This is a genomic window from Streptomyces fulvoviolaceus, assembly GCF_000718165.1.
GTDB lineage: Bacteria > Actinomycetota > Actinomycetes > Streptomycetales > Streptomycetaceae > Streptomyces > Streptomyces fulvoviolaceus.
In genome coordinates, this window is record NZ_JOEY01000017.1 from 162,718 (window position 1) to 175,846 (window position 13,129).

At 71.4% G+C, this 13,129-nt stretch carries 10 protein-coding genes; 5 read left to right on the plus strand and 5 right to left on the minus strand.

The features are described 5' to 3' along the window. Positions 1–68: 68 nt before the first annotated feature. The 5 genes from IG08_RS0120210 to mtnA all read right to left on the minus strand — a co-directional run bounded on the left by IG08_RS0120210 (position 69) and on the right by mtnA (position 7,174). Entirely contained in the window at positions 69–1,055 is a 987-nt protein-coding gene (locus IG08_RS0120210; RefSeq protein WP_030604135.1) for a ComF family protein, read from the minus strand. A gap of 221 nt (positions 1,056–1,276) precedes the next feature. Further along, entirely contained in the window at positions 1,277–3,109 is a 1,833-nt protein-coding gene (locus tag IG08_RS0120215; protein WP_030604138.1) for an LpqB family beta-propeller domain-containing protein, read from the minus strand. After that, entirely contained in the window at positions 3,099–5,159 is a 2,061-nt protein-coding gene (gene mtrB / locus IG08_RS0120220; protein WP_030604141.1) for an MtrAB system histidine kinase MtrB, read from the minus strand. Before mtrB ends, IG08_RS0120215 begins: the two co-directional genes overlap by 11 nt. A 1-nt stretch (position 5,160) precedes the next feature. Next, positions 5,161–5,850: a two-component system response regulator MtrA gene (mtrA, locus tag IG08_RS0120225; RefSeq protein WP_199820881.1), complete on the minus strand. Its 690-nt coding sequence runs from the start codon at positions 5,848–5,850 to the stop codon at positions 5,161–5,163. Between the two features lie 175 nt (positions 5,851–6,025). After that, positions 6,026–7,174 carry an S-methyl-5-thioribose-1-phosphate isomerase gene (gene mtnA, locus IG08_RS0120230; RefSeq protein WP_030604148.1) on the minus strand — a complete coding sequence of 383 codons (1,149 nt, stop codon included), beginning with the start codon at positions 7,172–7,174 and terminating at the stop codon, positions 6,026–6,028. 140 nt (positions 7,175–7,314) lie between these two features. Between mtnA and IG08_RS0120235 the strand changes: the two genes are divergently transcribed. The 5 genes from IG08_RS0120235 to IG08_RS0120255 all read left to right on the plus strand — a co-directional run bounded on the left by IG08_RS0120235 (position 7,315) and on the right by IG08_RS0120255 (position 12,985). Beyond that, the gene (locus tag IG08_RS0120235; RefSeq protein ID WP_030604150.1) at positions 7,315–8,673 is read left to right on the plus strand and encodes a DUF7847 domain-containing protein; all 1,359 of its coding nucleotides are present in this window, start codon (positions 7,315–7,317) and stop codon (positions 8,671–8,673) included. Positions 8,674–8,749: 76 nt separating this feature from the next. Next, positions 8,750–9,493, plus strand: coding sequence for a DUF4129 domain-containing protein (locus IG08_RS0120240; protein WP_030604153.1), 744 nt, complete (start codon positions 8,750–8,752; stop codon positions 9,491–9,493). Then, positions 9,490–10,686, plus strand: a complete 1,197-nt coding sequence (locus IG08_RS0120245) for a DUF4350 domain-containing protein (protein WP_030604156.1) — start codon at positions 9,490–9,492, stop codon at positions 10,684–10,686. Before IG08_RS0120240 ends, IG08_RS0120245 begins: the two co-directional genes overlap by 4 nt. Continuing rightward, complete coding sequence (locus tag IG08_RS0120250) at positions 10,686–11,675, plus strand: AAA family ATPase (RefSeq protein ID WP_106980988.1); 990 nt, start codon at positions 10,686–10,688, stop codon at positions 11,673–11,675. The genes IG08_RS0120245 and IG08_RS0120250 overlap by 1 nt, the downstream gene beginning before the upstream one ends. Next, positions 11,675–12,985: a DUF58 domain-containing protein gene (locus IG08_RS0120255; RefSeq protein WP_030604162.1), complete on the plus strand. Its 1,311-nt coding sequence runs from the start codon at positions 11,675–11,677 to the stop codon at positions 12,983–12,985. Before IG08_RS0120250 ends, IG08_RS0120255 begins: the two co-directional genes overlap by 1 nt. The last annotated feature ends 144 nt before the right edge of the window (positions 12,986–13,129 follow it).

The window sequence follows — 13,129 nt, forward strand, 5'->3', positions numbered from 1 at the left end:
TCTACCGCGGCGTACCTCCGTTCAGGTGAATTGGCCCTCTCATTACCTGCAACGATGCAAGTTCTCAGTCAGTTCCGGTTTATTTCGAAGGAATCCGGCGGGGCTGCGACCACAGCTGCGCAGATCACGTCACGGATGCCGCATACAGCCGTCGTTCCCGGCCCGACGCGCTCCCGGCCCGTCGCCTCCTCCGTCGCTCCAGCCATCCCTTCCCCTCTGCCTTCCCGAGCCACCACCCGGTACACACCGGTCGCCGCTTCGCCGTACGCGACCGCCCCTGCCGCCCTCGCTTCCCGCACGGCACGCGCCGCCTCCGTCAGGGACGCACCCGTCGTCATCAGGTCGTCGACCAGCACGACCGGCCCTTCGGACAGCAACCGCCCGCCACCGGGGGCCACCGCCAGGGCGCCCGCGAGATTGTCCAGCCGCTGCCGGGAGTTGAGCCCCGACTGGTCGGCCACGGCACGCCGCTGCCGCAGTACGGCCAGCACACGTGCCGGCGTCCCCGCCCGCCGCAGCTCACCCGCCGCCGCGAGCGCGATCCGCCGCGCCGGGTCGTGCCCCCGCGCCCGCACCGCCCCGCGCGCGGACGGAACGGGAACCAGCAGCACAGGCGCGCCGACGCTCCGGGCCGACCTCTCGCCGTCGGCCGGGAGCTGTCCGCCATGCGCCCCGTCAAGCCCCGTCACGGCCCCGTCACCCCGTTCCCGAGGCATCCCCGGCCATCCGGCCCACCCCACCCCGTCGACCGGCGCACAGGCCTCCTGCAGCCCCGCCCGCACGGCACCCGCCAGAGCCGCGCCGAGCGGTGCCGCAAGCGCCAGCGCACCCCGTTCCTTGTGGGCCAGCAGCACCGCCCGCACCGCGTCCGCATACCGAGCCGCCGCGTGCACGACCGGCAGTCCGGGCGGCTCCGGCACCGGTCGCACCCGGCCCGGTGCGGCCCCGTTCAGGACGGCACGGCACTCCGGGCAGAGCACCGTGCGAGGCCTCCCGCAGCCTCCGCACTCGGCCGGCAGCACCAGATCGGTGAGGTCCTGCCACCACCCCCGCATGCCCACCACTGTGCCAACGGCGACGCCGACCGGCCACCCCTGTGGATAACTCCCTGTGGAAAACTCCGGACGCCGACACGAGAGGCCCTACCCACGAGGAATCCCCGGTCCCCGCGCAGCAACGCGACCACCGCCACCCGTACCTGCCCATGCGAAAGGCACCGCCCCCACCAGGGCTTCCCCCGGCGGAAACGGCCGCCTCTCTCAACGATCCGAACCGCTCACCCCGGATAGACCGGCGCCGTCCCGTCCGCGTCCACCTTCTGCCACTGCGCCCCGGACGGCAGCCGTACGATCCCGTCCTCCGAATACGCCACCAACGGCAGCTGGTCGTCCTCGGACGCGGCGATCTCCTTCACCCCGGTCAGAGCCGCGGGCGCGGGCCCCTCCGGCGTGGAGCCGTCGACCTGGACATACCGCACCTGCTGCACGCCACCATGCTCGCGCCCGACGACCACGAGCCGGCTGTCACCCGCCCAGGACATGGTCGTGACCTCCTCCAACCCCGGGGTCGAGGAACGCAGTTCCTGGATCGCGACGGTCGGCCGCTCCCCGGACTTGCCCTCCCGCTCGATCCGCCCGATGAGCAGGGACTGCTTGTCGTCCTTCTCCACGACGAGTGCGATCCGTACGCCGTCGGCGGCCACGCGAAGGTCCTTGATACGTCCGTCCAGCCCGGGCATGTCCACCTTCAGTGGCGTGCCCGAACCCTCCTGAAGCACCAGCAGCCGCGGGTCCTCGGGATTGCGGTCGGCCACCCACAGATCGCCCTCCGCGTCCCAACTGGGGGCGGTCAGCCGGTCGTCCGCGGTCTTGCCGGCGCTGACCAGCACGGGATCCCCGAGCGAACCACCCGAGACCAGCGAACCGACGTACAGCGCCTTGCCGTCAATGCCGACCCCGGCCGCGGTGTGCTCGTCACGCGACACCGCCACCGACCGCAGATCCTTGTCGCCCTCGCCCAAAGCCCCCGGCACCGGATCGGGAGTCGCGCCACTCACGTCCTGTCCGGCCGCGATCCGTACGAGCCGGTGCTTGCCGTCGATGAAGTACAGGTACTCGGGGTGCTGCACCGAACCGCGCGCGGCGACGGCGTCGGCCCGACCCTCGGTAACGGCGCACAACTGCTTCCCGCCCGAGCGCAGTTCGACCTCGTCCACGACGGGGGTCAGGTCCTGCAGGGTGAACAGCAGCTGAGAGGCCATCGCCTCGCACTTGGTCGAACTGACCCCGGCGGCCTTCGCGTTCAGCGGCACCGTCAGCTTGTTCTGATCGTCGGGCGTCAGCGAGGTGACCCCCTTCCTCAGCGTCGTACCGGTCGGGAAACTCGACCTGACGACGGGGTCGAGCCAGGTCGTGGGCCCGTTGAGCAGGGACTTCACCAGCTGCGTCATGGGATCCACGCGCTCGCGCACGTACACGGGATCGGCGACGGCCGTGATCTGCGGGGCAGTCGTCGTGTTCGAGGCGAAGTAGTACTTGTTGACGGACATGTAGTTGCGCTGGAAGTCCGACTTGCCCATGACGACACCCGACGGCAGCACGTCGATGCGCCACTGCTTGGTCTTCTGGTCCTGCGTGAGGTGCACCGACTCGCTGTAGTCACCGGAAGCGGGCGAGTACGACTGCTGCGCGTCCACCACGGCCACTTTGGTGCCGGTCAGCACGAACGAGGCGTCGCCGGTCTCTTCCCGGTCGACCGAAGGCTCGAACCTGGCACCGGGCCCGTCGTCGAGCACCGTGGTGGACAGCTCCGGCTGCCACGTCTGCGCGGTGCGGGGGGTCAGGTACTTCTTCGCCGTCTCGTAGTTGGGATCGTCGCTGGTCAGCGCCTCAAGGAAGCCCTGCACGATATCCGTGGGCTCGGCGTCCTCCTGCGGCGGCATGGCGAAGACCCGCACCTGTGTGTCCTGGCGCGGCGTGGAGTCGACGCCGCGCAGATCCCCGCTGTCGGGCATGGAGGCGCACCCTGCCAGCAGTACGACGCCACAGACGGCGTACGCCACCGCGTGCCCCGGCGTGCGCCGGGCGCCCCCCTCGCGGTCAGCGCCCACGAAATGCCTCCCCCTGCTCGTACGAGTTCGCCGACCCGGTGTCCGCACGGCTCGCGGTCTCACGCTGCCCCTCCGCAGCGGCCGTGTCGTCCTGCCGTCGCACACCCGAGGCGGGCCGGGGCACCACGCGCGCGCCGTTGCCGGGCAGCGCCGTCGGATCGGCCGTGGGCGCCACAGCGGCCGCCCGCGGCACGATCGGGTCCCGTGACGACGCCGGATCGCCCGTCGGCTGGGCGGGCACGGTGGCCGCCTTGTCCCCGCCCCCGCGCGGCAGACCGGCGTCATCAAGTCCACGATTGCGGCGCGAGTCCTTGGGCTCCAGCGGTATCGGGGAGCCCCGCAGCGGCTCGTCCGCGGTCCGCGGCAACGTCAGCCGGAACTGCGAACCGCCACCCGGCTCACCCCACGCCTGCAGCCAGCCGCCGTGCAGCCGCGCGTCCTCCAGGGCGATGGACAGCCCCAGACCCGTACCACCGGTGGTACGCGCGCGTGCCGGGTCGGCCCGCCAGAAACGGCTGAAGACCCGGGTCGCCTCGCCGGGCTTGAGCCCGACGCCGTAGTCGCGCACCGCGACGGCGACCGCCCCGCCCGCCGAGGCGAGCTTGACGACGACGTCCTTGCCCTCGCCGTGCTCCACGGCGTTGACGACGAGATTGCGCAGCACTCGCTCCACGCGCCGGGCGTCCGCCTCGGCGACGACCGGCTGCTGGTCGCCGACCACGCGTACGTGCGTGCCCTTGCGCTCCGCGAGCGGCTCGGCCCCGCTCACGACTCGCCGCACGACCTCCCGGAGGTCTATCGGCTCGGCCTCCAGCGCCGCCGCACCCGCGTCGAAGCGGCTGATCTCCAAAAGGTCCGCGAGCAACGACTCGAACCGGTCCAGCTGGTCGGCGAGCAGCTCCGCCGACCGCGCGGTCACCGGATCGAAGTCCTCCCGCGCCTCGTGGATGACATCCGCGGCCATCCGTACGGTCGTCAGCGGCGTCCGCAGCTCGTGCGACACGTCGGACACGAACCGCCGTTGCATCCGCGACAGGTCCTCCAGCTGCTGGATCTTCAGCTGCAGGTTCTGCGCCATCTTGTTGAAGGCTTCACCGAGCCGGGCGATGTCGTCCTCACCGGTGACCTTCATACGCTCCTGCAGACGCCCCGCCGACAGCCGCTCGGCAATCCCGGCCGCCATCCGCACCGGGGTGACGACCTGACGCACCACGAGCCAGGCGATGGCCCCGAGGAGTACGACGACGAACAGCCCCGCCGTCGCGAGTGTGCCCTTGACCAGACTCAGCGACTTCTCCTCCTGGGTGAGCGGGAAGAGGTAGTAGAGCTGGTACGGGTCGTCGTTCGGGTCGTTGACCTGCTGGCCGATGACCAGCGCCGGCTGGGACTCCTTGTCGGCGTCGTAGACGATGCGGGTGTAGCTCTGGGCCGCCGCCGTGCTGTCGTCGACCTTCTCGCGCAGGTCCTCGGGCACACTCGCCGACGGGTCGACGTCACCGGAGGCGCGCGGTCCACGCCCGCTGCCGCTGTCGTCGCCCACGGGCAGGGTCACCACGTCGAACGCTCCCTGGCCGCCGCTGGAGAGCGAATAGACGAGGTTGCTCATCCACTCGATGACGTTCTGGTCGGGCCGCCCGTCCACCGTGCTCGCGTCGTCGTCGGTCCCGGCCTCGTCGGCCTTCTGCTTGGCCACCGCGAACCCGCCGGTGGCCTGACTCTGCGACGCCTTCACCTTCGCGTCCAGCAGACCGTTGCGCACCTGTCCGATGACGACGAAGCCCAGTAGAAGCACCACACCGAGCGACATCAGCAGGGTCGTGACGACGACCTTGAGCTGGATGTTGCGCCGCCACAACCGCATGACGGGCAGCAACGGCCGGCGCACCCAGCGCATGAACAGCCGGAGGACCGGACTGCCCTGGACTCCGCCCTGAAGCAGCCCGCCCTCGAAGAAACGTCCCCAGCGCGAGCCCGCCGTCTTCCGGCCGACAGGCCGCCCCGCGCGAGCCCCGGTCCGCCCGGGCGACGAAGCGGCACTGTCTCCGGACATGTCAGCTGGGTCCTGCCTTGTATCCCACCCCACGGACGGTCACCACGATCTCCGGCCGTTCCGGGTCCTTCTCGACCTTGGAGCGCAGCCGCTGCACATGCACGTTGACCAGGCGGGTGTCCGCCGCATGCCGGTAGCCCCACACCTGCTCGAGGAGCACCTCACGCGTGAACACCTGCCACGGCTTGCGCGCGAGCGCGACCAGCAGGTCGAACTCCAGCGGCGTCAGCGCGATCGACAGCCCGTCCCGCTTCACGGAGTGACCGGCCACGTCGATGACCAGGTCGCCGATGGCGAGCTGCTCGGGCGCCGGCTCCTCCGACCTCCGCAGCCGTGCCCGGATACGGGCCACGAGCTCCTTCGGCTTGAACGGCTTCACGATGTAGTCGTCGGCACCCGATTCCAGGCCCACGACGACATCGACGGTGTCGCTCTTGGCCGTGAGCATCACGATCGGTACCCCGGACTCCGCCCTGATCAGGCGGCACACCTCGATACCGTCCCGCCCGGGCAGCATCAGATCGAGCAGCACCAGATCGGGCTTGGACTCACGGAAAGCGGCCAGCGCCTTGTCACCGTCGGCTACGAAAGACGGCTCAAAACCTTCACCACGCAGCACAATGCCGAGCATCTCGGCCAGTGCGGTGTCGTCGTCGACGACAAGGACTCGTCCCTTCATAAACGACATCATCCCATTCTTGTAACAGTGACCGGGGCGCTGGTGAGCGAGGTCACTGACCTGTGACGATAGTCGTACGACGTCACTACTGTCTGCGGTTCGTGACTCGGGAGGATCAGGTGGCGGTGCTCGAGCCGACGGCAGCGCGTGCGGTCCATGCCATCCACGCGTGACCCACTCACCCCGCTCAACCGATCGTCACCTGCCGCGACCTGGCACACAGCTCAGCCAGCGCCTCCGCCGTCACGGGCGAAACAGCGCCCTCTTCCGTGACGATCGCGGTCACCAGCTCGGGCGGCGTCACATCGAACGCCGGGTTGTACGCCTGCGTCCCCAGCGGCGCCACCGGAATCCCGCCTCCCGCTTCTGCACCCGCCACCGGCACCTGGGGTGCTGTGACCTCAGTCACCTCATGGCCGGGGCGCTGCTCGATCTCGATCGACGCCCCGTCCGGCGTGTCCGGATCCACCGTCGTCACCGGCGCCACCACGATGAAGGGCACATGGTGGTACCGCGCCAGCACCGCGAGCGGATAGCTTCCCACCTTGTTCGCCACCGACCCGTCGGCAGCAATACGGTCCGCCCCGATCAGCACCGCGTCCACCTCCCCCGCCGCGAACAGCGAGCCCGCCGCATTGTCGGTCAGCAAGGTGTACGCCATGCCGCTGCGCGCCGCCTCGTACGCCGTCAGACGGGCACCCTGCAGCAGCGGACGCGTCTCGTCCACCCACAGCCTCCGCAGCTGCCCCGCCCGGTGCGCCGCCAGCGCCACCGCGAACGCCGTCCCCTCGCCGCCCGACACGAGCGATCCCGTGTTGCAGTGCGTCAGGATCCGGTGCCCGCCACCGGGCAACAGCTCGTCCAGGAGCGCCAGCCCGCACTCGGCCATCCGGGCACTCGCCTCGGCGTCCTCCCGGTGCAGCCCGCGCGCAGCGGCCAGCGCCGCCCCGGCCGCCTGTCCGGCATCGCCGCTCTTGGCGAGCTCGGCCCGATACGCGGACTGAGCCCTGCGCACCCCGACAGCGAGGTTCACCGCGGTGGGACGGGCGCCCGCCAGTACGGTCGCCGCCTCGTCCACGTCGAACCCACGCGCGGCGGCGAGCGCGACGCCGTACGCCCCCGCGATGCCGAGCAACGGCGCCCCGCGCACGGAGAGCGAGCGGATCGCCTCCACCAGTGCGGACGCATCCGTACAGACCAGTTCGACCTCCTCTGCCGGCAACCTCGTCTGGTCCAGAAGCACCAGAACAGGGCCCTCGGGTGGCTCCTCCCAGCGGATCGCCGGTATCTCGGTCGGCCTGCTGTCCTCACCGGATTGCGCGTACTGATCAGCCATGCGGTCAGTCTGCCCGTTATCCGGCAGACAATTGAAGGTGTCCAGCCCATACCGCGGCTGGTCCGTCGACAACCACCCCATGGCACGATGGCTGCCAACCTGCCGCCGCGACCGCGGACGGGCACCGTGAAGGAGCGACGATGAAAGACACTCCGGGCTGGGCCTCGCCCGGATCCGCCCCCTCCGACGGGCACGAGCCCGGCGCGTCCGGTCCTGCCGAGCCCAACGACCGCGCCGATGCTCCACAGCCCGAGGACCAGCCGAGCCCGGACCCGAACAACACCGGCTCGCAGGGCCCCGGTTCGCAGTGGTCCCCGCAGCAGCCGCCCCCGGGCCAGTGGTCCGCGCCCACCGGCCCCGGCCAGACGCCTCCGCCACCCCCACCGCCCGGCCCGGGCTGGGGTACCCAGCCGCCCGCCGGTCCCGGTGGCTACGGCGCTCCCGGTCCCGGCGGCCACCCGGGCTACGGTGCTCCCGGATACCCCGCGTGGGGAGGTGGCTGGGGCGGTCCCCCGCCGGCCGCCAAGCCCGGCGTGATCCCGCTCCGCCCACTCGGCGTGGGCGAGATCCTCGACGGCGCGGTCTCCACCATGCGCACCCACTGGCGCACGGTCCTCGGCATCTCCCTGACCGTCGCGGTCGTCACCGAGATCCTCGTCATCCTGCTCCAGGGCTTCGTCCTGAACGACAGCACCAGCACCGAAGCCCTCAACGACCCGAGCGCCACCTTCGACGAACTCACCCGGGCCATGGGCGACGCCATGCTCGGCACCACCGTCGTCTTCGTGATCTCCCTCATCGGCACGGTCGCCGCGACCGCCCTGCTCACGACCGTCACCAGCCGTGCCGTGCTCGGCAAGTCGGTCACCACCGGCGAGGCCTGGCGCGACGCCCGCCCGCAGGTCCCGAAGCTGTTCGGCCTGATCTTCCTGCTGCTGCTCATCACGTTCGGCGTGGTCCTCGTGGGCACGGTGCCCGGCATCCTCGTGGCCGTCGCGGGCGCGGGTGGCGCCGGTGCCGCCCTGGCCGTCCTGGGCGGCCTCGGTGCCGGGATCGTCGCGCTGTGGCTGATGATCCGCTTCTCGCTGGCCTCGCCTGCGCTGATGCTGGAGAAGCAGAGCATCGTGAAGTCGATGAGCCGCTCCGCGAAGCTGGTCCGCGGCTCCTGGTGGCGGGTCTTCGGCATCCAGCTGCTCGCCACGATCATCGCGAACATCGTCGCGGCGATCGTCGTCATCCCCTTCACCTTCCTCGCCGCCGCCCTGAGCGGCGACGGCATCGGCGGCCTCGTCAACGGCACCGGCGATCTGGGCTGGACGTTCCTCATCATCAGCGGCGTCGGCTCGGTGATCGGCTCCATGATCACCTTCCCGATCACGGCGGGCGTCACCGTGCTCCTCTACATCGACCAGCGCATCCGCCGCGAGGCCCTCGACCTCGAACTGGCCCGCGCGGCGGGCGTCCAGGGCTACAGCACCGGCCCCACGCCCGGGGGCTGATGCGGTGAACCTGACGGGGGGAGTTCTCACCGCGGCACACGCCTTGCCGCACGCCGCCGACAGAGCCGTACGAAGCTTGCTGCACACCGCCGACACGACCGTACGGACGCTGGTGCGCACCTCCGACGCGTCCGCCCTGTCACTGGCGCGCTCGGACGACGAACCGCCGCTGACGATCCCACGTGACCCCGCGCGGGAGGCGGCTCGACGCGAGCTGTCCAAGCGGATGTACCACGAGAACGACCCCAGCTGGTTCCAGCGCGCCCTGGACGCCTTCTGGGACTGGGTCGGCAAGCTGTTCAACGCCGCCTCGGCCGCGACGCCGGGAGGAGCGCTCGGCCTGGTCGTCGTCATCGTGGCCGTCCTCGCGGTCCTGGGCGCGCTGTGGTGGCGCCTCGGCGCCCCCCGCCGCCAACCCACCTCCGCCGCCGCCCTGTTCGACGACCGTCCCCGCAGTGCCGCCGAACACCGCGCGGCAGCCGAGGCGCACGCCGCCCAGGGCCACTGGAACCAGGCCGTCCAGGAACGCATGCGCGCCATCGTCCGCTCCCTGGAGGAGCGCACCCTCCTCGACATCCGCCCCGGCCGCACCGCCGACGAGGCCGCCGCCGAAGCGGGCCGCACCCTGCCCTCCCACGCCGACCGACTCGGCACCGCCGCCCGGGACTTCGACGACGTGACGTACGGCGGCCGGGCCGCGACCGAGCAGTCGTACCACCGCATCACCGAACTCGACCGTGCCCTGGAGCGCACCAGGCCGGTGCTCGCGAGCAGCAGCCACAGCGCGGCCCACAACGCCCGCCAGGGAGCCGCCGAATGACCACCGAGGCCACGCTCCCCTCCACCTCGGCCTCGCCCACCGCCCGCCAGGCGTGGACCCGCGCGCGAGGCGTCGCACTCGCCCTCGTGCTCCTGCTGGCGGCGGCCGTCGCGATCGCCGTGATCCGCTCCGACACCCGGCACGGCAGCCTCGACCCACGCTCCGCCGACCCGTACGGCAGCCGAGCCGTCGCCGAACTCCTGGCCGATCGAGGTGTCTCCACGCGCGTGGTCACGACCCTCGACGAGGCCGGAGCTGCGGCCGGTCCGGACACCACCCTCCTGATCGCCGTCCCCGACCTGCTGACCCACCGTCAACAGAGCCGGCTGCACTCCGCGACCGCCGACTCCGGCGGCCGCACCGTCCTCGTCGCTCCCGGCAGCTGGTCCGTCGAACGGCTCGTCCCCGGCGTCGTCGCAGACCCCGCCACCAGCCTCGACTCGACGCTCTCCCCCGCCTGCGACCTGCCGGCCGCCCAGCGCGCGGGAACCGCCGACACCGGCGGCATCCGCTACACCGTCACCCACCCCGGCCCCGACGAGTGCTACCCCAGCGAGCGCCTGCCCACCCTGGTGCACGTCCCGGCGGCCTCCGGGGACGGCGACACGGTCGTGCTCGGCGCTCCCGACATCCTCTACAACGACACCCTCGACGAGCAGGGCAACGCCTCGCTCGCCCTCCAACTCCTCGGCTCCCGCCACCATCTGGTCTGGTACCTCCCCTCGCTGTCCGACACCTCTGCCGCCGACCCCGACGACGAACGCGGCTTGTTCGACCTACTCCCCTCGGGATGGCTCTGGGGCACACTGCAGCTCTTCATCGCGGCAGCCCTCGCCGCCCTCTGGCGGGCACGCCGACTGGGCCCCCTCGTGCCCGAAAAACTCCCCGTGGCGATCCGCGCCTCCGAAACCGTCGAAGGCCGCGCCCGCCTCTACCGCAAGTCGAACGCCCGCGACCGCGCGGCGTCCGCTCTTCGCTCCACCACCCGCACCCGCCTCGCCCCCCTCGTAGGCGTCCCCGTCGCCCAGGCAAACACGCCCGAAGCCCTGCTCCCCGCCCTGTCCGACCACCTACACGGCGACGGACAGTCCCTGCACCCCCTCCTCTTCGGCCGGCCGCCCGGAGACGACGCAGCCCTCATCTCCCTCGCCGATCAACTCGACGCCCTCGAAAGAGAGGTACGCCGTTCATGATGGACCCGACCACTGACAACGCCGGGTACGCCGGGGACCCGGACACCGCCCGGGCCTCCCTGGAAGCCCTGCGCGCCGAGATCGCCAAAGCCGTGGTCGGCCAGGACCCCGCCGTGACCGGCCTCGTCGTCGCCCTCCTCTGCCGCGGACACGTCCTGCTAGAAGGAGTCCCCGGAGTCGCCAAAACGTTGCTCGTCCGCGCGCTCGCATCCGCGCTCGAACTCGACACCAAGCGCGTCCAGTTCACCCCGGACCTCATGCCGAGCGATGTGACGGGCTCCCTGGTCTACGACACCCGCTCCGCCGAGTTCTCCTTCCAGCCCGGCCCGGTCTTCACCAACCTCCTCCTGGCCGACGAAATCAACCGCACCCCGCCCAAGACCCAGTCGTCCCTCCTGGAAGCCATGGAGGAACGGCAGGTCACGGTCGACGGCACCCCACGCCTCCTCCCCGACCCGTTCCTGGTCGCCGCGACCCAGAACCCGGTCGAGTACGAGGGCACGTACCCCCTCCCCGAAGCCCAGCTGGACCGTTTCCTCCTCAAGCTCACGATCCCGCTGCCCTCCCGCCAGGACGAGATCGACGTCCTCACCCGCCACGCCGAGGGCTTCAACCCCCGCGACCTGCGCGCAGCCGGCGTACGCCCCGTGGCAGGACCCGCAGCCTTGGAAGCCGCGCGCGCCGCGGTCGCCAAGACGACGATCTCCCCCGAGATCACCGCGTACGTGGTGGACATCTGCCGCGCCACGCGCGAGTCCCCGTCCCTCACCCTGGGCGTCTCTCCACGCGGCTCCACGGCCCTCCTGGCCACCTCCCGCGCCTGGGCCTGGCTGACGGGCCGCGACTACGTCATCCCCGACGACGTGAAGGCACTGGCCCTCCCCACCCTCCGCCACCGCGTACAGCTCCGCCCGGAGGCCGAGATGGAAGGCGTGACGGCCGACTCCGTCATCAACGCGATCCTCGCCCACGTCCCGGTCCCCCGCTGATGGCCCTCACCGGACGCGCCGCTCTCCTCGCGGCTCTGGGCTCCCTCCCCGTCGGCATCTGGGAGCCCAGCTGGACGGGCATCCTCGCGGTCAACGCGCCCTTGGCCGTGGCCTGCGCCTGCGACTTCGCGCTGGCGGCACCCGTACGACGTCTCGGCCTGACTCGCGCAGGCGACAACTCCGTACGCCTGGGCGACGCCGCCGACGTCACCCTCGCGGTCACCAACCCCTCCAGCCGCCCGCTGCGCGCCCACCTGCGCGACGCGTGGCCTCCCAGCAGCTGGCAGCCCGGCACGGAAGTAGAAGCCTCCCGTCACCGCCTGACGGTCCCCGCCGGCGAGCGCCGACGGCTCACGACCCGCCTACGCCCCACCCGCCGCGGCGACCGCCAGGCCGATCGCCTCACGATCCGTTCCTACGGCCCTCTCGGCCTCTTCTCCCGCCAGGGCACCCACAGAGTGCCGTGGACGGTGCGCGTCCTGCCCCCGTTCACCAGCCGCAAGCACCTCCCCTCCAAGCTCGCGCGCCTACGCGAACTGGACGGCCGCACCAGCGTCCTCACCCGCGGCGAAGGCACGGAGTTCGACAGCCTTCGCGAGTACGTCCCCGGCGACGACACCCGTTCCATCGACTGGCGCGCCACAGCCCGCCACTCCACGGTCGCCGTACGCACCTGGCGCCCCGAACGCGACCGGCACATCCTCGTGGTCCTGGACACCGGCCGGACGTCGGCAGGCCGCGTGGGCGACGCCCCACGCCTCGACGCCTCCATGGACGCGGCCCTGCTCCTGGCCGCACTGGCATCCCGCGCCGGCGACGGAGTGGACCTGCTCGCCTACGACCGGCGGGTGCGCGCCCTGGTCCAGGGCCGCACGGCAAGCGACGTGCTCCCTTCCCTGGTCAACGCGATGGCAACGCTCGAACCCGAGCTCGTCGAGACGGACGCCCGAGGTCTCACGGCCACAGCGCTCCGGGCGGCTCCCCGCCGATCCCTGATCGTGCTGCTCACCAGCCTCGACGCAGCACCGGTCGAAGAGGGCCTGCTGCCGGTTCTCCCCCAGCTCACCCAACGGCATACGCTCCTGCTGGCGTCGGTGGCGGATCCCCACGTCGCCCAAATGGCCACAGCTCGGGGAACCACCGACTCCATCTACGAGGCTGCGGCCGCCGCACAGGCTCAGACCGAGCGCCATCGCACCGCGGAGCAACTCCGTCGCCACGGTGTCACGGTCGTCGACGCAACGCCGGACAACCTGGCCCCTGCACTGGCGGACGCGTATCTGGCATTGAAGGCTGCGGGGCGTCTGTAATAGGAGGGGTATCGGGGCACCCCGTATTTGTATTTATGTAATCGGCCCGGAAATGCGAAAAGGCCCACACCATAAGGTGTGGGCCTTTCCCAAAATTTGTTCGGCGGTGTCCTACTCTCCCACAGGGTCCCCCCTGCAGTACCA

Coding starts and splice junctions, on each gene's coding strand:
- IG08_RS0120255 (WP_030604162.1), top strand. CDS start 11,675: ATGGCCCTCACCGGACGCGCCGCTCTCCTCGCGGCTCTGGGCTCCCTC.
- IG08_RS0120210 (WP_030604135.1), bottom strand. CDS start 1,055: ATGCGGGGGTGGTGGCAGGACCTCACCGATCTGGTGCTGCCGGCCGAG.
- mtrB (WP_030604141.1), bottom strand. CDS start 5,159: ATGTCCGGAGACAGTGCCGCTTCGTCGCCCGGGCGGACCGGGGCTCGC.
- mtrA (WP_199820881.1), bottom strand. CDS start 5,850: ATGATGTCGTTTATGAAGGGACGAGTCCTTGTCGTCGACGACGACACC.
- IG08_RS0120235 (WP_030604150.1), top strand. CDS start 7,315: ATGAAAGACACTCCGGGCTGGGCCTCGCCCGGATCCGCCCCCTCCGAC.
- IG08_RS0120245 (WP_030604156.1), top strand. CDS start 9,490: ATGACCACCGAGGCCACGCTCCCCTCCACCTCGGCCTCGCCCACCGCC.
- mtnA (WP_030604148.1), bottom strand. CDS start 7,174: ATGGCTGATCAGTACGCGCAATCCGGTGAGGACAGCAGGCCGACCGAG.
- IG08_RS0120250 (WP_106980988.1), top strand. CDS start 10,686: ATGGACCCGACCACTGACAACGCCGGGTACGCCGGGGACCCGGACACC.